This window comes from Streptomyces sp. NPDC007162 (genome assembly GCF_040634175.1).
In the GTDB taxonomy this organism is placed as follows: domain Bacteria; phylum Actinomycetota; class Actinomycetes; order Streptomycetales; family Streptomycetaceae; genus Streptomyces.
In genome coordinates this window covers 13,847-35,971 of record NZ_JBEYFC010000023.1, presented here as the reverse complement: position 1 = coordinate 35,971, position 22,125 = coordinate 13,847, and the positions used below count along the sequence as shown (strand labels likewise).

Genomic DNA, 22,125 nt, shown 5'->3' with positions numbered 1-22,125 from the left:
GGGTCGTGCAGCGCAGCCCCAGGGCGCCGCCGAGGCAGGCCAGGGGAGGGACAGGAGATAGGTCGGCTGGTCTCCCACCAGGACTTGAAGGAGTGGAACCGCAGAGAGGGAGAACCGCCACCTGCTCATCTGGCTCGCCTGCAAGGCCGCGTTTCCCAGATCAAGAGCCGGGCCTCAGGAACCATCGACTTCGGTCGGGGCATCCAAGCATTCACCGTGCCAAGCCGGGCCGGGCTGGTGCGTGGCGTGCATGAGAACTGGCCTGTTACCGCACTGATCGCCTTCCGCTACGACGGTCCCGAGGCGTGGGCGGTCGAACTCGGTCAGCCTTGATCCGGATGACCCAAGATCCGGCTGCTCAGCCCGAGATAGGCGAAAGTAGCGCAAGAGGCTTGACCGACATCAACGCAGGGAAGCGTCCACGATGCCGCCGCAGGCTCCGCACGGACTACGTCGACACGCTTCGACGCCGAACTGCGGACAACGCACAGAACCGCCGATTGGTTACTGCCCGAGAGCTGGGCCCCTTGGGAGCCATCCGGGAGCCGACCCGCTCCCCAAACCCCTTCGAATCCGCCCGAGACCGCCACAGCCCAACGCTCTGACCAGGTAGAACAGCGTCTACGCTGGCAAGATCACCACCCGAACCTCATTCGGGACGAAGAGGTCGTGGGTTCAAATCCCGCCACCCCGACGCCGTAGTAGCAGGTCAGGGGCCTGGTCCATCAAGTGGATCAGGCCCCTGACTGGTTCCCGGAGATCGTTTGGATCTCAACGGCCACGAGGATCACGGCACATGGCGGTCCGTCACTCAACTGCGGCTCTGCCGTACGGTCCAAGTGAGCGGACACTCAGCCGAACAGACTCCGCACCCGGATCGTCTCCACACGTCGCCACGTGCCGTCGGACAGGAGCAGCAAGTCGTGCTCCGTTCGACACCGCCGGACGTGGACGGCCGTTGGTTTCACGGCCCGCGGCCGGGCGGTGTTCGCCGATGGCAGCCGGTCGCCGCATCGGGCACGCGCGGCCCGTCGGCCGGCAAGGCTGTGCTTGCTCATCGCCACTCCGTCCGTCCGCAGACCGCCGTTCCGCGCCCAGGCCGGGGCGGCGGCGTATTCCAGCATCACTCCCGGGGCGCCTCGTCCAGTGGGGCCGAACGGCACCCACCTAGGACCGCGCGGCCCCTACCGGACGCATCAGCGGCGGACGACGGTGAGACGTACGACGATTTCGGAGCGGAGGGCCGCCATGCGGACACCGCGTCTTCCCGGCCGTCGGCACAGGTCCGGCCCGCCCGACACGCGGGCCCGGCACACGGGCGACGGTGATCCGGGCGCACTGGAGCGGCCGGTGGACCGGCTGGAGCGCAAGCTGCGGATCTTCCTGACCGTCATCGCGCTTGTGGCCGTGCCGCTCGGGGCGTGGTGCGTCGGGCACGCGGTGTACAGCCACTACACGCTGGCTCGGCAGACGCGGCTGGCGCAACTGCACCCGGTGACGGCAAGCCTGCTGACGGAGGCGCGGTCGCGCCGCGACCGCCCCGGTGCGCAGTCCGGTTTTCATGCGCTCGTGACCGTGTGGCTGGATGCGAGCGGTGACATCACCGCACCGCCCCGGAGCCGTGACTTCGCGTCGACCGCTGGTGTGGCAATGGGGTGCGCGAGCGCCTTCGGCGCTGCGGCCACCGCCTGCGGCCTGCGGTGGGCCCTCGGTAAGAGCCTCGACCGGCGCCGCCTCGCGCAGTGGGCCCGCGAATGGGAACGCGTGGAGCCCGGCTGGGGGGCGCTACACGCGCTGACACACGGAGCTGGCTGACACACGGAGCTCTTTCACGTCCGGGTGGGAACGGCGATGACCGGGCATCGGGCGTAGTGCAGCACGCCCTGGCTGACCGAGCCCAGGAGCATGCCGGTGAAGCCGCCGCGGCCCCGGGTGCCCACCACCAGGCCCAGCGCGTGTGCCGACGCGTCGGCGAGCGCCTGCACCGGATGGCCGACGACCAGCTCGTGCCGGAGTTCCACCTCCGGATAGCGGTCCCGGCGGCCGGCCACCGTCTCGGAGAGCAGCCGACGGCACTCCTGCTGGGGCTCGTACTCGTCGAAGATCCGCAGGGGGCCGGGCTGCCACACGTACAGCGCCCGCACCTCGGCACCGCGCAGCGCGGCCTCCTGGAAGGCCAGGTCGACCGCCGCCGCCGAGTGCTCGCTGCCGTCGACGCCGACCACGTAGTAGGCGGGCTCCTGGGTGACGTGCTCCGGTTCCGGTACGACGACCACGGGACAGCGGGCGTGCGCCATGACGGGCAGGGCGACCGAGGCGGAACCGAACGCTTCCCTGGCCCGGCCCAGGTGGCGCGACCCCAGCACGACGGCCGTGGCGTCGCGGCTCTGTTCCCCCAGCACCCACCCCGGCTCCCCCTCCGCGAGCACGGCGTCCGCCTCGATGCCGGGATGCCTGGCCGCGACGAAATCCACCACCTCCGCGAGGAGTTGTTTCCCGTTGCGGTGCAGTTCCTCGTTCCACTCCTCCCAGGACGGTGGGACCGTCCCTCCCCGGTGGCCCCGGGTCGGCACACCCTCGGCGTGGACCGCGCGCAGCGGAACGTGCCGCCGTGCCGCTTCGTCGGCCGCCCAGACCAGTGCCATCCGATGGGCCGGGTCGGCATCGACACCGACCACCACGGGTCGGCGGTCGCTCGGTGCGGGAGCAGTCATGGTGCTCGCCTCCTCGCTGCGGTGGCGTGGTGGGTGCCCCGCGCTCTCATGCAAGTCCCGGCTGGTACGAGCTGCCAGGGGCCATTGGTCCCGGGGCCGCAACCGGTCGGCCCGTCCAAGGCGGCCGGGATCACGCGGAGGGCCGTGGTCGCTTCGTGGTGTGCCGACGGCAAAGGGACCTCAGGGACCCGGATCTGGGCTGTTCGGCCCCAGCCGGGGCGGCCCCGGCGGGCTGGACTGGAGGTGTCGGCACACACGACGACCGTCGAGGAGGTACGGCGATGGCCACACTGACACGCAGGCAGAGGTTCCCGTTCCCGGACATGCCGGACTGGTTCGAGACCTTTCCCAGCAGGCTGACGATGCCCGCGGTCCGGATCGAGGACTACACGGAGGGCGGCCGCTATGTCATGCGCGCCGAACTACCGGGTATGTCCGCGGACGACATCGACGTCGTCATCGGCGACGGAGTGCTGACGGTCGAGGCCGAACGCACCGAACGGGACGTCGACAAGAGCCACAGCGAGATCCGGTACGGCGCGATGAGCCGGAGCGTGACCCTGCCGTCCGGCGCCGACGAGGAAGACGTCAGGGCCGACTACACCGACGGCATGCTGACCATCAGCGTGGGTCTGGGGGCCGAGAAGCCCGAGGCCAAGCACATCGAGGTCCAGCACGGTGGCTGACGTGCCACGTTTCCCTTTCCGGCGGGCCCCGCGCGGGCCCGCCGTCCGCTGTGGATCCGGTCCCGGTCAGCGGGCGCCGCGTGCGGCGGCCCAGCGGCGTCGTACCGCCTCCTCGTGCTCGCCTTCTTCCAGGGCCAGTTCCACCGCCGCGAGTTCGTCCCGCAGCCGGGGGATCCAGTGCCGGCGCAGGGCACGGACCCGCTGCCGGGTGCGTACCGCTTCGGCGGCGAGCAGGTCCGCCGCGGCTCGGTGGACGGCGTGCTCCGCGGCGGCGCGAACCGCCACGCGGTACGCCCTCTCGGCGTACGCGAGCGCCGTGTTGGGCGGGACCGGCTCCTCGGGTGAACGCACGGGGTCCGTCCAGGACACGGCGGCGGGATGCCGTACGCCCATGAGCGCGGCCCACGTGACGTCGGCTCCGGCCCGGTCCGTCGGCACCGCCTCGGCGAGCGCCGCCTCACCGCCCAGCAGCACCCCCCGCACCAGCCAGGTGTCCGCCTCGGCCAGCTTCTGCCGCCAGAGCTCGCCGGCCTCCCGGGCCGCCCGGCGTACGGTCCGCTCCCGGTCGAGCAGCAGCCGGAGCTTGCGTTCGAGCAGGTCAGCGCCGCGCAGCGCGATGGTGAGGCTGCGGCGCAGTCGCAGCCGTCCGGCCCGGCCCGCCGGTACCCGGCTGCCGTGCGCGCTCACGGTGTGTCCTGACGCGGGGCGAGGTGAGCGTCGAGCAGCTTGGCCGGGATCATGCCGAGCTGGCCGCGGGGCAGCGTCAGCAGGACGTCCCAGGCCCGGTCCAGGGAGTCGTCCAGTGCGCGGTTCTCGTCCGTGCCCTGGGCGAGGAACCGCTGCCGGAAGGCGTCTTCCAGGTCCAGGTGGCGCAGGTCGACGGGGCTGAGCGCGGGCCGGCCGATCAGGTCGGCGAGTTCCCGCACCTGCCGGGCCCGAGTCAGCGCGGCGAGCAGCTGCGCGGCCACGTCCGGATGGTCGGCGCGGGTCCGCCCCTCTCCGGCACCGTGGCGCATCAGCCGGGACAGCGAGGCGAGCGGGTCGACGGGCGGATACGTTCCGGCCGCGTACACCTCGGCGGAGAGCACGATCTGGCCCTCCGTGATGTAGCCGGTGAGGTCGGGGACGGGGTGGGTGATGTCGCCCGCCGGCATGGTGAGCACCGGCACGACGGTCACCGACCCCGGCCGGCCCCGGATCCGGCCGCAGCGCTCGTAGAGGGAGGCGAGGTCGCTGTAGAGGTAGCCGGGGTAGGCCCGACGGGCGGGGATCTCACCCCGTGCGGCCGACACCTCGCGCAGCGCCTCGGAATAGGCCGTCATGTCCGCCATCACCACCAGGACATGCCTGCCCCCGGCGAATGCCAGATGCTCGGCGACCGTCAGGGCGAGCCGCGGGGTCAGCAGCCGTTCGATGACCGGGTCGTCGGCGGTGTTGAGCAGCAGGACCAGCTCCCGGGCCGCCGACCGCTCCGCCAGCCCGGCGCGGACGAACGCGGCGTCGGCGTGGGTGAGCCCCATGCCGGCGAACACCACGGCGAACGCCTCGCCGCCGCAGGTCGCCTGGGCCGCGATCTGCACCGCGAGCTCCAGGTGCGGGAGCCCGGCCGCGGAGAACACCGGGAGCTTCTGGCCCCGTACCAGGGTGGTGAGGACGTCCACGGCACTCACGCCGGTCAGCACCGGCTCGTTCGGCGGTTCCCGGCGCACCGGGTTGATCGGCGCGCCGCCCACCGCGGCGTGGGTGGCGCCCAGCACCGGCGGGCCGCCGTCGGCCGGTTCGCCCCGCCCGTTGCACACCCGGCCGAGCCACCCGGGGCCGACGGGGATGCGCAGGGGCGAGCCGGAGAAGGCGACGCGGGTGCCGCCGCGGTCCATGCCGGCGGTGTCCTCCAGGACCTGCACCACGGCGAGGTCCCGGTCCACTTCCAGTACCAGGCCGTGCCGTCGGTCCCCCGAGTCGAGGGTGATCGTGGCGGACTCGTCCCAGCCGACCCCGCGCACGCCCTCCACCACGACCAGCGGACCGCGCAGTTCCCGTACGCCGGTGTACTCGACGTCCACGGGGTCGGCGAGGCCTCCAGGGTCCACGGGAAAGCTCATCCCGCCGCCTCCGCGAGCCGGGCCAGCACCGTGTCGCGCGCAGCGGTCACCGGCGCGGTCTCCGCGGGACCGGCGTCCTCGCGGGCCCGCAGCAACGGGGTGAAGTCGACCGCCTCGACCGCGTCCGCCGGGGTACCGGAGTCGATCAGTTCCAGACAGCGGTCGACCACCGTCAAGGTGGCCGCCACCAGCGCCGCCGTCTTCTCCGGCGTGCTGTAGGCGTCCGCCGGGGACAGCGCGCTCTGCTGGATCACAGCCTCGCGCAGCAGCCGCCCGGCGAGCACACTGATCCGCTCGCGCGGTGGCAGGGCCGTGATGCCGACCAGTTCGACCAGGTCGGCCAGCCGGTCCGCCTCAGCGAGCAGTCGCGCGACCCGCCCCCGCCGGTGCGCCCAGTCCGGGTCCCCGGCGCGCACGTGAGCGGCGGCCAGGGCGGAAGCGTCCCGGGAGAAGGAGTCCACCCAGGAGACGGCCGGATAGTGGCGGGCGTAGGCGAGGTCGCGGTCCAGGCTCCACAGGCACCGTACGAACCGTTCGGTGTGCGCGGTGACCGGCTCGGTGCGGTCGCCGCCCGGCGGGGAGACGGCGCCGAGCACCGTGACCGACCCGGTGGTGCCGCCGAGGGTGCGTACGGCCGCGGCCCGCTCGTAGAAAGCGGCCAGTTGGGAGGCCAGGTTCGCCGGATAGCCCTCCTCGGCGGGGAGTTCGCCCATCCGCGAGGCGAACTCCCGCAGTGCCTCCGCCCAACGGGACGTCGAGTCGGCGATGACGACGACGTCCAGGCCCATGTCGCGGAAGTACTCGGCGACCGTGGCCCCCGTGTGCACACTCGCCTCCCTGGCCATCATCGGCATGTTGGAGGTGTTCGCGATCGTCACCGTGCGCTCCGACAGCCGGCCCCCGGTGCGCGGGTCGGACAGCTCCGCCAGCTCCTCGATGACGTCGGCCATCTCGTTGCCGCGCTCCCCGCAGCCGACGTAGACGATGACGTCGGCGTCGCACCACTTGGCGATCTGCTGGAGCAGCATGGTCTTGCCGGTACCGAAGCCGCCGGGCACGGCGACCGTGCTGCCTCTGGCCACCGGAAAGAGCAGGTCGACGGCGCGCTGACCGGTGTGCAGCGGCAGCTCGCCGGGCAGCCGCCCCGCGACCGGGCGTGGCCTGCGCACCGGCCAGGTCTGCGCCATGCGCACCTCGTTCCCGTCCACGGCGGCCAGCACGGCGTCCGCGGCGTACTCGCCCGCCCTCGCGACGGCGCTCGCCGCGCCCGACAGGCCGGGCGGAACGAGCAGCCGCAGGGGTACGGTCGCGCCGATCTCGCCGAGGACGTCACCTGCCGCGACCCGGGTGCCCTCGGCCACCCGCGGCGTGTACGGCCAGGTACGTCCGTCCGGCGCGCCGCCCGGTCCGCCGGTGAGCAGCAGGTCACCGGCGCCGGACAGGGGGCGCAGCAGGCCGTCGAAGACACCCCCGAGCAACCCGGGTCCCAGCCGCACCCACAGCGGGTGGCCCTGCGGTACGGCGGGATGCCCGGGTGCCAGACCACCCGTGTACTCGTACGCCTGGACGGTGGCCGTGTCCTCTCGGACGGCGACGACTTCACCCGGCAGCCGAGCGGTTCCCAGCAGCACCAGGTCGTGCATGGCCACGGACATCGGGCACTCCATCTGCACCAGAGGCCCGGCGACCCGCAGGATCCGTGAGGACGTGACGGTCATGGCTCGCCCCAGAGGCTCTCGATCCGGGAGCCCAGGCGTTCCACAGCGCGGTCCGCGAGAGCGTCCGCGGAGAGGTCGAGGTGGCGTCCTGGCACGTCTGCGGTGACTCCACCGCCCGCTACGGCCGTGACCCGCGCGTCCGCGCCGAGCAGCGCCCTGGCCGTCCGGGCGAGACGGTCATCCGCGACGGGGGCTCCGGTCGGCGCTCGCCGTGCACCGGAACGGGCCGCGGCCCCGGCGCCGGCCGCCGATCCCAGCCCCGCCCGGTCCGTCTCCCCGCGACTGCCGGAAGGCACCGCACTGCCGGACGGCACCCGCCCACCCCCGGCCCGCACACCCGCGTCAGTCCCCGCGCGGACCACCGCTTCCCGACCCGCCCGGTCCGTCCCCCCAGGGCTGCCGGCAGGTACCGCACTGCCGGACGGCGCCCGCCCACCCGCGTCAGCCCCGGCGCGGACCGCCGCTTCCCGACCCGCCCGGTCCGTCCCCCCAGGGCTGCCGGGAGGCACCGCACTGCCGGACGACGCCCGCCCACCCGCGTCAGCCCCGGCGCGGACCACCGGTTCCCGGCCCGCCCGGTCCGTCTCCCCGCGTCCGTCGGGCGGTACCGCGCTCTCGGCCAGCGCGCGCCGTATCCCGGCCCGCACCCCCGCCCGCAGGTCCGCGTAGACCTCGGCTCGGGCCGCCAGTTCCCGGCTCCAGGCGTCCTCGGCGGCGCGCACCCGCTCCCGGGCGGCTGCCGCGCGTCCGTCAGCGACGCCCAGCTCCCGTGCCCGGGCCAGTATCCGCTCGGCCTCGGCGCGCGCGGCGCGCAGGGTCTGCGCCGCATCCGCACGCGCCCGCTCCACGGCCGCCTCGGCGTCGGCCCGGGCCGCCCGCAGCAGTTCGGCGCGTACCGGGTCCAGCTCGTCCACCGCCGTCATCGGGGCATCACCACCGTCAGCGGCCTCGCCTGATCCGGCCCCGGCTCCGTGGCCTCGGCGCCGAGGATCTCGGCGGCCGACGCGGTCAGGATCACCAGGGCGACGGTGCCCGGGAGTTCCCGCCAGGCGCGACGGACGGCGTCCGGATCGTCCGCCACCAGTACCTCGACCCCGGCCAGGGCCAGCCCGCCCACGCTCGTCCGGGCCCCGATGGCAGCCGCCGTCCCCATGGTCAGGCCTTTCCGATCAGCAGGATCGCGACCACCAGCCCGTACACCGCGATGCCCTCCGCCAGACCCACGATCACCATGGCCCGGCCGAACATCTCCGGGCGCTCGCTCAGCGCGGCGAGCGCGGCGGCCCCCGTGTAGGCGACCGCGATGGCGGCGCCGATCGACGCTCCGGCCACCGCGATGGCCGCCCCGATCAGCGCGGAGCCGTTGACGCCCCCACCCCCGGCCGCGGCCTGTGCGGATGCCTGCGCCGGGCCCGAGAGCGCCGTCGCCAGGACGGCGAACGCGCCCGCCAGCAGAACCAGGTTCGTCACCAGAAGCCAGCGGAACGCGCACCAGGTCCGGCGCCGCCGCAAGAGCCGTACGGCACCGAGCACCGCCGCCAGGACCGGCAGCACGATCAGCCAGGCGAGCATGTGATCACCTTCGTAGGAGCGCGTCGGCAGGCTCCGCCGCGGGAACGTGCCAGGGACGGAACGGACGGCCCTCCGCCTCGAAGAGCCGGGAGAAGATCTCGTAGAACTCCAGCCGCAGTGCTTGCACCCCGGCCACCAGTGCCTCCAGGCCGAAGGACAGGGCCGTCCCGGCGGTGAACAGCAGGACCGCGCCCGCCCACCAGACCGGACCGCGCGCCGCCAGGGCCGTGCTGCCGCGCCACACCAGGTCGGCGAGCGCGGCGTGGGTGAGGCCGAAGGCCGTGAGCCGGGCGAAGGACAGGGTGTTGGTGCCGGTGCGTACGACGACGTCGAAGAGCCGTACCCCCGTCTCCGCGAGCCCGGCGCCGCCGCCCGCCGTGGCCCGGAACAGACCAAAGGCCACCAGCGCCAGCCCGGCGAGCGCGACCGCGGCTCCGGCCACGGCGGCCGACGGCACGTGCAGGGCCAGCCCTGCCGCCGCCAGTGCGAGCCCCAGGTAGAACAGCAGCCCGGCCACGCCGGACGCCGCGTACAGCCCCGCCGCCCAGCCGCCCTCCCGCACCCGGTTCACCGCGCCCGCGGCATGCGCGAGGGTCAGCAGCCCGGCCCCGAACACCACCGCCGCCGCCAGCAGTCGGGCCGGGCTCCGCAGGGGTGCCAGCCACAGCACCGGGAGCAGACCCGTCGGCCCGAAGAACTCCCCGTAGGCGGCGCCCGCCAGCATCGCGGCCAGCCCGGCGCCCGCGAGGAACGGCCACAGGCGGTGCAGCGGGGCGAGCCGCCGGGGCCGTCCGGAGCGCAGGGCCAGCGCGCCGAGGACCAGCAGGGCCCCGTGCCCGACGTCACCGAACATGATGCCGAACATGACGACATAGGCGAGGCCCGCCGGCCACGACGGGTCGAGGTCCGCGTACGACGGTGTGCCGTACGTCGTCACCAGAGGCGTGAACGAGACCTTCCCGGCGGTGCGCAGCAGCGTCGGCGGACCGGTGCCGCGCGGCGACGGCAGCGGCAGCAGCGCGCCGCCCGCCGCCGCCAGCCGCTCGGCGACCCGGGGCACCTCGGCCGCCGGGCACCACCCGGCGAGCGCCGACACCTCGCCCTGCCCTACGGCGCCCTCCGCGCGTTCCTCCAGTTCTGCCTCGCCGGCCAGCAGGCTCGTCTCCCGCCGGTCTTCGAGCCGGTCCAGGTCGGGTGCGGAGACGGCCAGGACGGCCCGGCCGGCGCCTACCGTGGCACCGCGCCCCTGAAGTCGCCGCAGCCGCAGTGCCGCGGGCCCCGGGGCCCTCTCCTCGACGCGGTCCAGCTCCACACAGCCCGCTTCGGCGATCCTGACCAGCGCGTCCCGCAGCGCCGCCCGGGGCACGACCACCGCCACGCGGCGCATCCGGACGGGTGTCATCCCCTCAGGCCAGGGCATCGAACGCCTCCCCGAGCCGCCCGCCCCGGGCCGCCGACTCCAGGGCCGCACGCACCCGCCAGGCGTCCACGGAGAGCACGGCGACCGCGCCGACGACCACGCCGGGCCCGTGCCGGCCGTCGCGCAGGAGAGCGGCACCGTCGTCCCGCACCGTGCGCCACCAGCGGATCTCCGCCCGCCACAGTCCCCCCGGTTCCTCGACACCGGCCAGGAGCCGCCGGGCCGGCGCCGGAAGACCCTCGCGGAACTCCTGGTACGAGGCGGCGGCCGACGCCCGTCCCCCCAGCAGTCGGGCCGCGTCCCGCCGTACCGGCTCCGGCAGGGAGCGGCCGTGCACGAACAGTTCACGCGCCGTCAGCAGGGCCGCGCGGGCGACGGCCCAGTCGCGCGCCTGCGGCACGGCCAGGGCGGTGCGCCGCGCGGCGGCCATCCGCATACCCGTGGTCAGTGCCCACGGCGTGTCGCCGCCCGGATCGCCCCACGGGGAGGCGGCGAGCGCGGCACGCAGTTCCGCGGGGGTCGCCGCCCGGTCAAGGCGCCGCCAGACAGTCTCCAGCGCTCCGAGCCGGTACGGCGGGACGCGGTCCTGCTGCTCGGGCGACAGCCGGGCGACCACGTTGGCGACCTCGAACCCCGAGACGAGCGGGACGAGCAGCCGGGCCCCACCCCGCGGCAGCCAGCCCGCCAGCACCCTCAGATGCCACAACAGCGTCGCGGACACCGCGCGTTGCGCCTCGGGCAGCCCGGCCGCCTCCCGCGTGTACCTGACGTACGGCGTCCCGCCGAGCCGCCGCAGCGCCTCGTCGAGCGAAGGACACACCGCGATCTCCCGCGCCCCGACAGCACCCGGACACCGGACGGCCAGGGCCCGGGCCCGGACCGCTCCGGCCACCCACCCGGCGCTCACGGCGCGCCCCTACCGGCAGCCGGCCGCAGCGCCTGCGCCACCGCGTCATCCACCAGCGAGGGCAGCCCGGCCCGAGCACGCTCGCGCACCACGTCCGCGGCCTGGTCACCGGCGAGGCGCACGGCCTCCGTCTCCCGCAGGGCGTCCCGTACGACGGGTTCGGCGGCTTGACTGCGTACCTGAGGAGCCTGCTCCCGGGCGGCCGCCACGATGCCCTCGGCCTCTTGTCCGGCGTCCCGCCGGATCGTCTCGGCGGCCTCTTGCCCAGCTGCCCGGATCCGGGCGGCTTCCTGCTGGACGGCCGTCAGCCGGTCCAGGGCGGGTGCCAGTTCCGCGGCGCGTTCCGCCGCCCGGTCGGGGGGCACACCCGTGACGGCCGCCCCCGGCGTCCCGGTCGGACGGAACCGTTCCAGGAAGTCCCGCAGGCTCATCTCCCGGCCTCCTGCCGGTCGGCTGCCCCTTCAGTGTCACCGTCCTCGCCCGCACCCGCATCGGATAGGGCCGTCACGTCGTTCCATCAGGGCCGTTCGGCACTGGACGGCCGACGGCGGAACGGAAGACTGGAACGGAACGGTGTGCAACCCGAGGTCTCTGGAGGTCGCCGTGACCCAGCACGAGAGCTTCTCCACGGGGGCCGACGCACGGCGGTCCACGCCCGTCCGGCCCTGGAGCCCCAGCGAAGGTGTCCGCCAGGACCTGCTGGTCCGCTACCTGGGTGCCGTGGCCACCGCGGCGGCCGAACAGGCCGGGCCGGAGGAACAGCCGCCGCCCGCCCCGGTGAGCGCGCCCCGCGCATCGGCGACCGGCTCCGGGACACCGCTGGTGCGGGACGTGATGGAGGTGCCCGCTGCCTGGCTGCGCGAGGACCTGCCGTACCGGGAGATCGCCCGGCTGCTCGCGCGCGAGCACGTGGGTGCGCTGCCGGTCGTGGACGCGGACGACCGCGTGGTGGGTGTCGTCTCCGAGTCGGACCTGCTGGCGAAGGTGGCCGTCGAGGCTTCCGGCCATCGTCCCGGTCCGGTCGGCCGACTGTGGGAGCACCGGCTGCGCGGCAGGGCCCAGGGCGAGTCGGCGGCCGACCTGATGACCAGCCCCGCGATCACCGTGCTGCCCGGCGCCACCGTCGCGGAGGCCGCCTGGCTCGCCGCCCTGTCCCGGCTGAAGCGGATCCCGGTCACCGACCACGAGGGCCGGCTGGTCGGCGCCGTCGGCCGCGACACGCTGCTGCAGACTCTGATCAGGGACGACGCCGGGATACGGGCGGAGGTCGAGGACAGGATCCGCACCGTCTGCGCCCCGGGCGACCGCACGACCGTCGAGGTGACCGTGCACGACGGCATCGTGGAACTGTCGGGACAGGTACCGGCCGCGACCGGAGACCGGCTGCTGGCCGAGACCGAGGCGATCGCCGACGTGGTCGAGGTGAAGAACCTCCTCACCCTCGCCTGATCCCGACGGCTGCGCGAACCGAGGCGGGGGCTCGTCCAGCCGGACGTCAGGTTCCGGGACGTGCTCGAACTCGACTCGCTCGTACGCTCGGACAGCCGCTCCACGGATGCCACGCGCTGCCCGGTCGGCAGGTCCGAGGACGCGGCCGGTTCCGCGCCGTGAGGCCCCGGAGCCGTGAGGCCCCGGAGACACCGGCAGGCGGACGCGGACTCAGGAACCGGACGGCGACGGACGCGCTGCGGGAGGCCGTGCGGGACCACCCCGGCGTCGAGGTCCGTCGGCAGGCCGTCGAGGGCCCCGCCCATCGCGTCCTGCTGAAGGCGTCGGCCGGGGCCGACCTGATCGTCGTCGGCGCCCGGCGGCGCCAGGGGCACTTCGGGCTCCAGCTCGGCAGGGTCGCCCACACCCTGTCGCACCACGCACAGTGCCCGGTGGCCGTCGTCCCGCATCCGAGCTGAGGCGGACCGGGGAGTGCGGCTGCCGACCCGCGTACGGCCGGGGCGGCGTCTTCCGGGTTCCACCCGGGGCGGCTCCGACCGGCTCCGGTTCGCGGATGATCGGCGCCCGGCGCTCGGCAGGGTCATCCCGGTGGCGAACAGCCGCCGGACGGCCAGGTCGTGCAGGTCCCGGGCCGGCAGCACCACGCCCCGCATCCGGACGACCCGGACCGGTCGAGCGCACTGTGCCGTGCCGCGCCGGTCCCTGGACGGTCAGGGCGTATGAGGCGCGCTGCTCCCCGGCGGCGGGACCGGGGCCGAGTGTCCCCGTCGAGAGCCGGTCGGCCCCTCCGGACCGAGCGGCCGCCGCCGCACGCTGTAGGTGCCGCGGGCGCGCCACGCGCCGGGCGGAAAACCGGAAGGTGAGGCGGGGTCGATGGACGAGACACTGTCCCTGGGCCGGATCGCCGGTGTCCGGGTCGGCCTGCACTGGAGCGTACTGGTCATCGTCGCGTTGATCACCACGGCGCTGGCGCACGGCCGTTTCCCGGCCGCCCACCCCGGTCACTCCCCGGTCGCGTACTGGGGTCTCGCCGTACTGACCGCCGTGGTGTTCCTCGGCTCGCTGCTCGCGCACGAGCTGGCGCACGCCGTGGTAGCCCGGCGCAACGGCGTCGAGGTGGACGGCATCACGCTGTGGATGCTGGGCGGCGCGGCCCGGCTGCGCGGCGAGGCCCCGTCACCGGCCGCCGAGCTGCGGATCGCCGGGGTGGGCCCACTCACCAGTCTGCTCGCCGGAGGCGTGCTGGCCGGAGCCGCCGTGGGACTGGCCGCGCTGCACGCGTCCGGGCTGGTGGTCGAGGCGGTCGCCTGGCTCGCCGCGATCAACGTCCTGCTCGCCGTCTTCAACGCGCTTCCCGCCGCTCCGCTGGACGGGGGCCGGCTGTTGCGGGCGTACCTGTGGCACCGCACCGGTGACCGGCTGCGCGCCACCCGGGGTGCCACGGCGGCCGGCCGGGCACTGGGCTGGTTCATGGTCCTGACCGGGTTCGCCGACGTGCTGTTCGGCGGCAACCTGTCCGGCCTGTGGGCCGCGCTGATCGGCTGGTTCCTCATCGCCGCCGCCACGGCGGAGTCCCGGCAGGCGCAGATCCGGGGTGTCCTGGAGGGCGTTCCCGTCCGTCGCGTCATGACACCGGCCCCGGTCACCGTCCCCGCGACGACGACCCTCCGCGACTTCCTGGCCGAGGGGCCGTTCGGCCCCTACCGCCATTCGGCCTTTCCGGTGCTGGCGGCGGACGGGTCGGTCACCGGCCTGCTCACCGTGCGCCGGGCGCAGGCTGCGCCGCAGCAGGCGAGGGAGCACACGACGGTCCGCGAGGTGATGCACCCCCTCGGCGATGTCGTGACAGCCACCCCGGACGAGCCCGTTCTCGACCTGTTGCCTCGGCTGCAGGACAGCCCGGTGCGCCGGGCGCTGGTCCTCGACCAGGGCCGTCTCGTCGGCATCCTCACCGTCGCCGACATCACCCGCGCCCTGGCGTGGCCCAGCGCGTCGGAAGGTCCACGGCGTCGGCCCCCGGAACTGTCGAAGGAGCAACGATGACCAGCACGGTCCGGTCACCTCCACACGACCGGGCGACAGGAGTACAGGTGGGTTACGTCACCTGGTGGATCTTGGCCAGAGCCAGGACGCACGACACTTCCTGCGGGGCCGGCTCCGCCGTACGGCTCCTCGCGCCGGGCGGGCGTCCGGAACCGTTGCCCTCCTGTGGACCGGATCCCGAGGGAAGGCACCCGTGCCGAAGGAGGTCGGCCATGACCGCCGGCGCCGATGCGAACGCTTCTGGAGCGCCGACCGGACGCAGGACGGGCTGGTCATCGCGGCCGACCGGCCCGCGCCCCCACGTCACGCCTTCCTCGGCGTGCGCCCCTGCGACCTGCGGGCCATCGCCGTCCAGGACCGGGTTCGGGCTCCTTCCAGGGGACGTGTCCTGCCACCCTGGGCTCGTCCGGAGCCCGGCACCAGCGGTACCGGCGGTGCACGCGATGTCGTCGGGATGCTGCCGTCTGGCCGGCCCTGAATCAGGGCCGGACGTCCCCTGCCACGGATAACCGGTGGCGCGCTGTGCTGGAGGGGAGCCGGTTTCACGATCGGCGCGCCGGACGGACCGAGGTACGCCATGACCCACCGCACGATCACAGCACGGCTGCGCCGCTCGACCTCGGCGACCGTGTCGCCGCAGCTCGAACCCGTCCTCCTGGCCGTCACCGCGGCGGCGCTGACAGCCGGCGGCATCGCCTGGCTCACGGGGGCCGGCGACCTCGCCGACCTCCTCTGGGGGCTGGGCACCCTCTCCGCCGTCGTCCCCGCCACGGCATGGGTGGTCACCGCACTGCGGCATGGGCACGCGGGCGTGGACCTCATCGCCGTCCTCGCGCTGTGCGGCACCCTGGCCGTCCACGAATACCTCGCCGGTGCGCTGATCGCGCTGATGCTCGCCACCGGCCGCACCCTGGAGGCCGCCGCCCAGCGGCGCGCCTCCCACGATCTACGGGCTCTGCTGGAGCACGCACCGCGCTCCGCGCGCCGCCGCACCGACGCCGGTGTGGCCTCGGTGCCGCTGGCCGAGGTCGCTGTCGGTGACCTGCTCGTCGTCGGCCCCGGCGAGGTCGTCCCCGTCGACGGCCGGGTGGAGAGCAACGCCGCCGTCCTCGACGAGTCGGTGCTCACGGGTGAGGCCCTGCAGGTCGAGCGGGCCCGCGACGAGACGGTGCGCAGCGGCGCCGTCAATGCCGGCGGCGCCTTCGAGCTGCGCGCCACGGCCACCGAGCAGGACAGCACGTATGCCGGGATCGTACGACTGGCCCGGCAGGCCGGCGCCGAGTCCGCGCCGGTCGTACGGCTGGCCGACCGCTACGCGGCCTGGTTCCTGCCGCTCTCCCTGGCGGTGGCGGGTCTGGCCTGGCTGATCAGTGGGTCCGCCGTACGAGCGGTCGCCGTCCTGGTGGTCGCCACCCCCTGCCCTCTGCTGCTGGCCGCCCCGGTCGCCATCGTCTCCGGTCTCTCCCACGCCTCCCGTCTCGGCGTCGTCATCCGGGACGGCGGCGCGCTGGAGAACCTCGGCCGCGCCCGCACCCTGCTGATGGACAAGACGGGCACCCTCACCCGCGGCCGCCCCCGCGTCCTCGACGTGATCGCCGCGCCCGACGTCAAACCCACCGAGGTCCTCCGCCTGGCGGCCTCGGTCGACCAGTACTCGCCCCACGTCCTCGCCCAGGCCATCGTCGACACGGCCCGGGAACGCAAGCTGGAGCTCTCGGTCCCGGCGGGCGTCACCGAGGAACCCGGGCGGGGCGCCACCGGCGCCGTGGACGGACACCGGGTCTGCGTCGGTCGTATCGACGCCGCGACCGCCCGGCCGGACTGGGCGAAGGCGGCCGACAACCGCGCTCTGCTCGACGGTGCCGCCGTGGCCTGGCTCACCGTCGACGGAGAGCCGACCGGCGCCGTACTGCTGCGCGATCCCCTGCGCCACGACGCCCCGCGCACCCTGCGCCACCTGCGCGCGGCAGGCATCGAACGGCTGCTGATGCTCACCGGCGACCGCGCCGCGCCCGCCCGTGAGGTCGCCGCCGTCCTCGGCCTCGACGACGTCCGCGCCGAGCTCGCCCCGGCCGACAAGGTCGCCGCCGTACGCGCCGAACGCGAACGCGCGGTCACCATCATGATCGGGGACGGCGTCAACGACGCCCCCGCTCTCGCCGCCGCCGACATCGGCGTCGCCATGGGTGCCCGCGGGTCCACCGCCTCCTCCGAAGCCGCCGACATCGTCCTGACCACCGACCGCGTCGACCGCCTCGCCGACGCCGTCACCATCGCCCAGCGGGCCCGCCACATCGCCGTACAGAGCGCCCTCGGCGGTATGCTCATGTCCCTGGCCGCCATGGCCGCGGCCGCGGCCGGCCTCCTTCCGCCCGCGGCCGGCGCCCTGCTCCAAGAGGGCATCGATGTCGCCGTCATCCTCAACGCCCTGCGCGCCCTGCGCGTCGGTCCGGCCACGCGGCCGCCCCTCACCCCCGCCGCCGAAGCCCTCATACACCGCTTTGCCGCCGAACACGACGACCTCCAGGACGTCCTGGAATCCGTACGCGATGCGGCCGACCGCCTCTCCGACAGCTCCGGCCCGACGGCCCTGGCGGCAGTGGAGGAGACCCACCGTCTGCTCACCGAACGACTGCTGCCGCACGAGCACGCCGAGGAACACGAGCTCTACCCCGCCCTCGCCCCTGCCCTCGGCGGTCCCGAGGCCACCGCCACCATGAGCCGCGCCCACACCGAGATCGAACGCCTCGCCCGCCGCATCGCGATCCACCTGCAACTGGCCCACACAGGTGGGGGCCTGTCCGCAGAGCAGCTCGACGACCTCCGCTCCTGCCTCTACGGCCTCAACACCGTCCTGCGCCTGCACTTCACCCAGGAGGAGGAGAACTACTTCTCCCTCGCTCCGTGAACGACCGCGAGAGGCGGGGCTACTTGCTGACGGCGAAACGCATCAGGGCCTGCTCGTCCCCCTGCTTGATCTTTCCCGTCACGTTGATCACCTCGAGCTTCCAACTGCCGCCGACCCGCAGCGCCTTGGCGACCGCACATCCGTTGTCCTGGGTGAGCAGGCTCGGCCAGATGTCGGCGACCTGCTGGGAGCTGCCGCCGGTCGCGTCGTAGACCTTGAAGCTGATGTTGCGCGCCTTCTGGAAGGAACTGCCCTTCTTGTACGCGGCGGCCACGAACACGATCGACGTGATGTTGGGCGGGATCCGGGCGAACTCGACGGTCACCGTCTCGTCGTCGCCGTCCCCGCGTCCGGTCTGGTTGTCGCCGCTGTGGACCAACGAGCCGTTGCCCATGGGGTCGAGTGAGTCGAGACCCGCCAGGCGCACCGGGTCACCGCCCTGCATGGCGATGGCGATCAGATCGAGGTCGGTGCCGCTCTGGCGGCGCAGCTTGCCCAGCACGCCGCCGCTGCTGCCGGCGGTGGGGTCCCAGGAGACCCCGATGGACAGGTGCGTCACCCCGTCCAGGTCTGCCGGGCCGTCTTCCTTGGTGAGCGTGATCACGTGTGGCTCATTCCTTGCGTCAAAGGGACGTCGACACGCAAAGTGTGCCCGGCCCCTTCGTGGTTCCACGTGACGGGTCCGATCGCAGCTGCCCGCCGTCGGCCCGCCAGTAGAGTGTGGAAGCTGCGGCATCCCCACAACACCCGTTCTTCCAGAGGGACATGGCCGCCAGCGGTCATGTCGTCTCACTGCGTGAGGAATGAAGCAACAGGTGCTGATTGCGGGCCGGTACCGGCTGGAGACCGTCATCGGGCGAGGCGCGATGGGCGAGGTCTGGCAGGCCTACGACGAGATGCTCGGCAGACCGGTGGCGGTCAAGCTCCTGCTTGCCCAGAACACCGATCCCACCGCCGCCGCCCGCTTCCGCCTGGAGGCCCAGACAGCGGGCCGGCTCCGGCACCCGTACGTGGTCGGCGTCGTCGACTTCGGCGAGCAGGAGGGGCGACTGTTCCTGGTGATGGAGCTGGTCGAGGGCGACAGTCTGCACCGCGTGCTCGCCCGGGCGGGATCCCTGCCGGCCGAGGAGGTCGCCCGCATCGCCGCCCAGGCGGCCGCCGGGCTCGCCGTCGCGCACGAACAGGGTGTCGTGCACCGGGACATCAAGCCCGGCAACCTCCTTCTCGACGCCGTTGGATCCGTGAAGATCGGCGACTTCGGCATCGCCCGCTTCATGGACGACCCGAGTGGCGGGCTCACCGCGACCGGTCAGATCGTCGGGACCAGCCTGTACATCGCCCCCGAGCGCGCCCTGGGCCACCCCGCCGGACCGCCGTCCGACGTCTACTCGCTCGGCTGCGTGCTGTACCAACTCCTCACCGGACGGGTGCCGTTCCACGCCGACAGCGCCATCGCCGTCCTCCACCACCACCTCGACACGCCCCCCGTGCCACCGCGAGAGCTGGGCATCGGACTGCCGCCCGCCTTCGAGAACTACCTGCTCGGCCTTCTCGCCAAGCGACCCGAGGACCGCCCCACGGCGCGCCAGACGGCCGAGTGGTTCGCCGCGGGCTCCTGGAGAGGACGCCCCGAACCCCTCCCGGCCGTCGAACCGCGCCCCGGGCCCCAGTCGCGTCCGAGCACCCTGGGGTCACTTCCGGGGGCCCGGACCCGGTCCGGGACGAACGTGGCCCCCGGCTCCGTCACCACCTATGCCTTCCCGTCCGCCGCCGGGACCGCTCCGGCCCACCGGGCCCGGCGCCGTCAGCGTGCGGGAGGCCGCACACTCTCCGCAAGCCGGTCGAGAACGGTGAGCGCCGTCGCCGCAGTGGTGATCTTCCTCGGGGCGCTGCTGCTCGGCATCGCCTGGTTCTCCCCCGACCACAGTTCGGCCGACACACCACCGGCCGACCAGCCGCACAGCACGGGGCCGGCCTCGATCGGCAAGGAAGACGGCCCGGACAAGCGACCGGACACCCCGAAGAGGAAGAACGAGCACAGCGACGAGAAAGACTGAACTGACGGCCATTAACCGTTTCCGGGCCGTCGGAGGCAGGTACTAGAGTTCGATCCGTTGCGTGATGTTCACAGCAACCGTACAGAGAGCGCGGCCGGCCCCCGGACATCCGAGGCAGTGTGGCTGCGCCATTCCCGTGGGGGGAACCCAGCAGTGAGAACACGCTCTTTGGTGTCGGCGGCCGTGTCCGCCGCACTGGGCGCCGCGCTCCTCGCCACGCCGACACTGGCGTACGCGGACGGCGGCCCCGGGCAGGACCCGGTGGCCACCGCGACCACGAACCCGACAGCCGATCCCACGCCGACGGACACGCCCACCGGCTCCCCGTCCGACACTCCGTCCGGCACCCCGTCGGACACCCCGACCGCCGCCGATCCGGCCCCGTCCGACCCGCCCTCCGGCGATCCGACGCCCGACCCCAGCAGCCACGCGCCTGCCGACGGCACCGGCGCCCCGGTGTTCGGTGACGTCGGCTCCGACCCTTCCGACGCCGGCTTCCTGACGGTCGCCGTCTCCTCCGACTCGGCGATCACCGAGGTGTCCGCCGACCTGACCGAGTCGCACGGCGCGAACCCGTCGACCGTCGCAGTCACCGGCTTCACGCTCGTCTCCGGCACGCCCGAGGACGGCGTCTGGCGCTCACCGCGCATGTCGCAACTGCCCGCGTACGGCCGCTACGACGTGACGGTCAGCGCCCAGGACGGCGACGGCGACCGCACCTCGTCGGCGCACGCCACCACCGTGGACGTCGAGCCGAAGCCGGTCTTCGCCGACCGCAGCATCAGCCCCGCCGCGCTGGACGTGGAGCACACGCACGTCACGCTCAGCGGCCGCATCTCGCTCTTCGATCCGATCACCGGCGACACCTCGCCGCTGGCCGGCCAGGCGCTGAGCGTGGTGGCCGAGTACGCCTACAGCGCCGTCACCGCCGCCGACGGCAGTTACGCGATCGACGTGGCACCGAAGCTGAACGGCGAGAACGCCACCTCCGTGCCGGTCTCCCTCTCCTTCTGGATCGCCAACCCCGACGGCACGAACACCTATGTGCTCGTCGACAGCAAGACCCTGCCGGTCGTGGTCAGCCCGAGCCGGATCCGGCTCGACCACTCCGGCGTCCAGATCAAGTTCGGCGCCAAGGCGTCCTCGTCCGGTGTCGTGGAGTATCTGTACGACGGCACCTGGCGCCCGGCCAAGGGTGTCGCGCTCGACATGGGCTACTACGCCACGACGACCAGTGGTACCGGCGGGCGCTTCACGCTCACCGACCCGTACATCCCGTACGACGACACCACCTTCACGGTCGAGACCAGCTCCGACAGCTACCTGGCCGACCCGTACCTGACCGCCTCGCACGCGCAGTTCAAGGTCGACGTCATCAACAAGACGAGCATCTGCTTCTGTTCGAGCTGGATCGACGAGTACTCCGACCTGCACGTCCAGGGCAGCATGACCGCCAGCAACGGCAAGGTGCCGCCGAACCACAAGCTGTACCTCCAGCAGTCGGCCGACGGCAGGACGGGCTGGAAGTCACTCGGCTGGTTCACCACGAAGTCCGACGGCACCTTCAACCTCGACGGGTACGTGGCCGTGCCCAAGGGCTACTGGCGGCTGTACTCGGCGGGCTCGTCGGACTACCAGCCCGGCTACTCCAACTCCGTGCACTTCAACCGCACCGCCACCAGGATCACCGGCTTCAACGCCGGTCCCGAGCCGGTGCGCAAGGGCCACACCGTGACCACCACGGGCACCTTGCAGCGGCTGAGCGGCACGAAGTGGGTGGCGTTCGGCAAGCAGCGCGTCTACATCCTCTTCCAGGCCAAGGGCAAGAAGTCCTGGACGCAGTTGGGTTCCGTCAAGGCCGACTCGCACGGTCGCTTCACCGCCCGCTTCACCGCGAAGCAGGACGGCACCTGGGTCGGGGTGTACCTCGCGTCCGGCTCCTACGTGGACGCCGAGAGCTACCACGACTACGTGGACGTGCGCTGAGCGGTCTGCTCCGACGACCACGACGAAGGGCGCCCCGGGAACCTCCGGGGCGCCCTTCTCCTTCACGGCTCGAGCAGGCCTGCGCGCCGCAACGGGCCCTCGCGGCGCCGCCCCGGCTCCTCGGGGAGGCCGCCGAACCGGCGCCCGTACCCGAGTCGTCGTCATCGTGGCCAGGGCGCTGAAGGAGCAGGACGCTCAGGACTCGGGGCCGGGGCCCGGTCGCGGATAGCGCGCGGCGATCCACGCGGCGCCGCGCTCGGCCAGGGCCCGTCTGCGGCCCCACCGCGAGCGCCGCACCCCGGACGCCGCGGACGGCGGTCCCGGCGGCGCGGCGGCCAACTTCGCGAGCCTGTCGGCCGCCCGGGCCAGCTCCGCCCGCAGGCGTCGGCGGCGGCCCGGAGAGCCTGCTCTCAGCAACGCCGAGTACAGGCCTTCGACCTCGGCCAGGGCGGCGCCCAGCCGCAGGTTCGTCTCACGCACGCGCCGAATGTCTCTGTGCGGCATGCACGTCCTTCCTCCCCCGACATCAGGACCGGATCACGCCGAGTTCCATTATTGCGCAA

The 22,125-nt window shown here is 73.7% G+C and carries 21 protein-coding genes and 1 pseudogene; 10 read left to right on the top strand and 12 right to left on the bottom strand.

Annotation, left to right across the window (positions count from 1 at the left end; genetic code table 11):
• The first annotated feature begins 84 nt into the window (after positions 1-84).
• Together ABZ646_RS04990 and ABZ646_RS04985 are read left to right on the top strand one after the other, a co-directional pair.
• Positions 85-333 (top strand): hypothetical protein, encoded by a 249-nt coding sequence (locus ABZ646_RS04990; protein ID WP_360513031.1) that lies wholly within the window; start codon positions 85-87, stop codon positions 331-333.
• Positions 334-1,350: 1,017 nt separating this feature from the next.
• Positions 1,351-1,815, top strand: coding sequence for a hypothetical protein (locus tag ABZ646_RS04985; protein WP_360513030.1), 465 nt, complete (start codon positions 1,351-1,353; stop codon positions 1,813-1,815).
• Positions 1,816-1,829: 14 nt separating this feature from the next.
• On the opposite strand, the gene ABZ646_RS04980 is transcribed toward ABZ646_RS04985, so the two are convergent.
• Positions 1,830-2,714 carry a universal stress protein gene (locus ABZ646_RS04980; RefSeq protein WP_360513028.1) on the bottom strand — a complete coding sequence of 295 codons (885 nt, stop codon included), beginning with the start codon at positions 2,712-2,714 and terminating at the stop codon, positions 1,830-1,832.
• Between the two features lie 281 nt (positions 2,715-2,995).
• On the opposite strand from ABZ646_RS04980, the gene ABZ646_RS04975 reads away from it, so the two are divergent.
• The gene (locus tag ABZ646_RS04975) at positions 2,996-3,400 is read left to right on the top strand and encodes an Hsp20/alpha crystallin family protein (protein WP_360513026.1); all 405 of its coding nucleotides are present in this window, start codon (positions 2,996-2,998) and stop codon (positions 3,398-3,400) included.
• Positions 3,401-3,466: 66 nt separating this feature from the next.
• Here the strand turns inward: ABZ646_RS04975 and ABZ646_RS04970 are convergent, their stop codons facing one another.
• The 9 genes from ABZ646_RS04970 to ABZ646_RS04930 are packed head-to-tail and all read right to left on the bottom strand — an operon-like array spanning position 3,467 to position 11,550.
• A complete protein-coding gene (locus ABZ646_RS04970; RefSeq protein WP_360513024.1) occupies positions 3,467-4,087 on the bottom strand; it encodes a V-type ATP synthase subunit D in 621 nt (206 codons plus the stop codon).
• Entirely contained in the window at positions 4,084-5,502 is a 1,419-nt protein-coding gene (locus ABZ646_RS04965) for a V-type ATP synthase subunit B (protein WP_360513023.1), read from the bottom strand. Before ABZ646_RS04965 ends, ABZ646_RS04970 begins: the two co-directional genes overlap by 4 nt.
• Complete coding sequence (locus ABZ646_RS04960) at positions 5,499-7,220, bottom strand: V-type ATP synthase subunit A (RefSeq protein WP_360513022.1); 1,722 nt, start codon at positions 7,218-7,220, stop codon at positions 5,499-5,501. Before ABZ646_RS04960 ends, ABZ646_RS04965 begins: the two co-directional genes overlap by 4 nt.
• On the bottom strand, positions 7,217-8,143 hold the full coding sequence (locus ABZ646_RS04955; protein WP_360513021.1) for a hypothetical protein: 927 nt from the start codon (positions 8,141-8,143) through the stop codon (positions 7,217-7,219). The genes ABZ646_RS04960 and ABZ646_RS04955 overlap by 4 nt, the downstream gene beginning before the upstream one ends.
• Positions 8,140-8,373: a V-type ATP synthase subunit F gene (locus ABZ646_RS04950; RefSeq protein WP_360513019.1), complete on the bottom strand. Its 234-nt coding sequence runs from the start codon at positions 8,371-8,373 to the stop codon at positions 8,140-8,142. The genes ABZ646_RS04955 and ABZ646_RS04950 overlap by 4 nt, the downstream gene beginning before the upstream one ends.
• Before the next feature lie 2 nt (positions 8,374-8,375).
• Positions 8,376-8,792 (bottom strand): ATP synthase subunit C, encoded by a 417-nt coding sequence (locus tag ABZ646_RS04945; protein ID WP_360513017.1) that lies wholly within the window; start codon positions 8,790-8,792, stop codon positions 8,376-8,378.
• A gap of 4 nt (positions 8,793-8,796) precedes the next feature.
• The gene (locus ABZ646_RS04940; protein WP_360513015.1) at positions 8,797-10,212 is read right to left on the bottom strand and encodes a V-type ATPase 116kDa subunit family protein; all 1,416 of its coding nucleotides are present in this window, start codon (positions 10,210-10,212) and stop codon (positions 8,797-8,799) included.
• The gene (locus ABZ646_RS04935; RefSeq protein ID WP_360513013.1) at positions 10,199-11,119 is read right to left on the bottom strand and encodes a hypothetical protein; all 921 of its coding nucleotides are present in this window, start codon (positions 11,117-11,119) and stop codon (positions 10,199-10,201) included. Before ABZ646_RS04935 ends, ABZ646_RS04940 begins: the two co-directional genes overlap by 14 nt.
• Positions 11,116-11,550, bottom strand: coding sequence for a hypothetical protein (locus tag ABZ646_RS04930; RefSeq protein WP_360513011.1), 435 nt, complete (start codon positions 11,548-11,550; stop codon positions 11,116-11,118). Before ABZ646_RS04930 ends, ABZ646_RS04935 begins: the two co-directional genes overlap by 4 nt.
• 172 nt (positions 11,551-11,722) lie before the next feature.
• Here ABZ646_RS04930 and ABZ646_RS04925 point away from each other — a divergent pair, with 172 nt between their 5' ends.
• From ABZ646_RS04925 to ABZ646_RS04905, 5 genes and pseudogenes are all read left to right on the top strand, one after another.
• The gene (locus ABZ646_RS04925; RefSeq protein ID WP_360513009.1) at positions 11,723-12,568 is read left to right on the top strand and encodes a CBS domain-containing protein; all 846 of its coding nucleotides are present in this window, start codon (positions 11,723-11,725) and stop codon (positions 12,566-12,568) included.
• A 158-nt stretch (positions 12,569-12,726) separates the two neighbouring features.
• Positions 12,727-13,026, top strand: a complete 300-nt coding sequence (locus ABZ646_RS04920; protein WP_360513007.1) for a universal stress protein — start codon at positions 12,727-12,729, stop codon at positions 13,024-13,026.
• A gap of 415 nt (positions 13,027-13,441) precedes the next feature.
• The gene (locus ABZ646_RS04915; protein ID WP_360513005.1) at positions 13,442-14,611 is read left to right on the top strand and encodes a site-2 protease family protein; all 1,170 of its coding nucleotides are present in this window, start codon (positions 13,442-13,444) and stop codon (positions 14,609-14,611) included.
• 232 nt (positions 14,612-14,843) lie between these two features.
• Positions 14,844-14,975 (top strand): annotated as a pseudogene (locus tag ABZ646_RS04910) (4Fe-4S ferredoxin); the annotation flags it as partial.
• Between the two features lie 213 nt (positions 14,976-15,188).
• The gene (locus tag ABZ646_RS04905) at positions 15,189-17,519 is read left to right on the top strand and encodes a heavy metal translocating P-type ATPase (RefSeq protein WP_360513003.1); all 2,331 of its coding nucleotides are present in this window, start codon (positions 15,189-15,191) and stop codon (positions 17,517-17,519) included.
• Between the two features lie 19 nt (positions 17,520-17,538).
• Here the strand turns inward: ABZ646_RS04905 and ABZ646_RS04900 are convergent, their stop codons facing one another.
• Entirely contained in the window at positions 17,539-18,123 is a 585-nt protein-coding gene (locus ABZ646_RS04900) for a TerD family protein (protein WP_360513001.1), read from the bottom strand.
• 211 nt (positions 18,124-18,334) lie between these two features.
• Between ABZ646_RS04900 and ABZ646_RS04895 the strand changes: the two genes are divergently transcribed.
• Complete coding sequence (locus ABZ646_RS04895; RefSeq protein ID WP_360513035.1) at positions 18,335-19,576, top strand: serine/threonine-protein kinase; 1,242 nt, start codon at positions 18,335-18,337, stop codon at positions 19,574-19,576.
• Positions 19,577-19,759: 183 nt separating this feature from the next.
• Positions 19,760-21,562, top strand: a complete 1,803-nt coding sequence (locus ABZ646_RS04890; protein WP_360512999.1) for a hypothetical protein — start codon at positions 19,760-19,762, stop codon at positions 21,560-21,562.
• Between the two features lie 195 nt (positions 21,563-21,757).
• On the opposite strand, the gene ABZ646_RS04885 is transcribed toward ABZ646_RS04890, so the two are convergent.
• Positions 21,758-22,042 carry a hypothetical protein gene (locus tag ABZ646_RS04885; RefSeq protein WP_360512997.1) on the bottom strand — a complete coding sequence of 95 codons (285 nt, stop codon included), beginning with the start codon at positions 22,040-22,042 and terminating at the stop codon, positions 21,758-21,760.
• Between the last annotated feature and the right edge of the window lie 83 nt (positions 22,043-22,125).

Coding starts and splice junctions, on each gene's coding strand:
- ABZ646_RS04915 (WP_360513005.1), top strand. CDS start 13,442: ATGGACGAGACACTGTCCCTGGGCCGGATCGCCGGTGTCCGGGTCGGC.
- ABZ646_RS04950 (WP_360513019.1), bottom strand. CDS start 8,373: ATGGGGACGGCGGCTGCCATCGGGGCCCGGACGAGCGTGGGCGGGCTG.
- ABZ646_RS04980 (WP_360513028.1), bottom strand. CDS start 2,714: ATGACTGCTCCCGCACCGAGCGACCGCCGACCCGTGGTGGTCGGTGTC.
- ABZ646_RS04940 (WP_360513015.1), bottom strand. CDS start 10,212: ATGCCCTGGCCTGAGGGGATGACACCCGTCCGGATGCGCCGCGTGGCG.
- ABZ646_RS04965 (WP_360513023.1), bottom strand. CDS start 5,502: ATGAGCTTTCCCGTGGACCCTGGAGGCCTCGCCGACCCCGTGGACGTC.
- ABZ646_RS04955 (WP_360513021.1), bottom strand. CDS start 8,143: ATGACGGCGGTGGACGAGCTGGACCCGGTACGCGCCGAACTGCTGCGG.
- ABZ646_RS04960 (WP_360513022.1), bottom strand. CDS start 7,220: ATGACCGTCACGTCCTCACGGATCCTGCGGGTCGCCGGGCCTCTGGTG.
- ABZ646_RS04905 (WP_360513003.1), top strand. CDS start 15,189: ATGACCCACCGCACGATCACAGCACGGCTGCGCCGCTCGACCTCGGCG.
- ABZ646_RS04975 (WP_360513026.1), top strand. CDS start 2,996: ATGGCCACACTGACACGCAGGCAGAGGTTCCCGTTCCCGGACATGCCG.
- ABZ646_RS04930 (WP_360513011.1), bottom strand. CDS start 11,550: ATGAGCCTGCGGGACTTCCTGGAACGGTTCCGTCCGACCGGGACGCCG.
- ABZ646_RS04945 (WP_360513017.1), bottom strand. CDS start 8,792: ATGCTCGCCTGGCTGATCGTGCTGCCGGTCCTGGCGGCGGTGCTCGGT.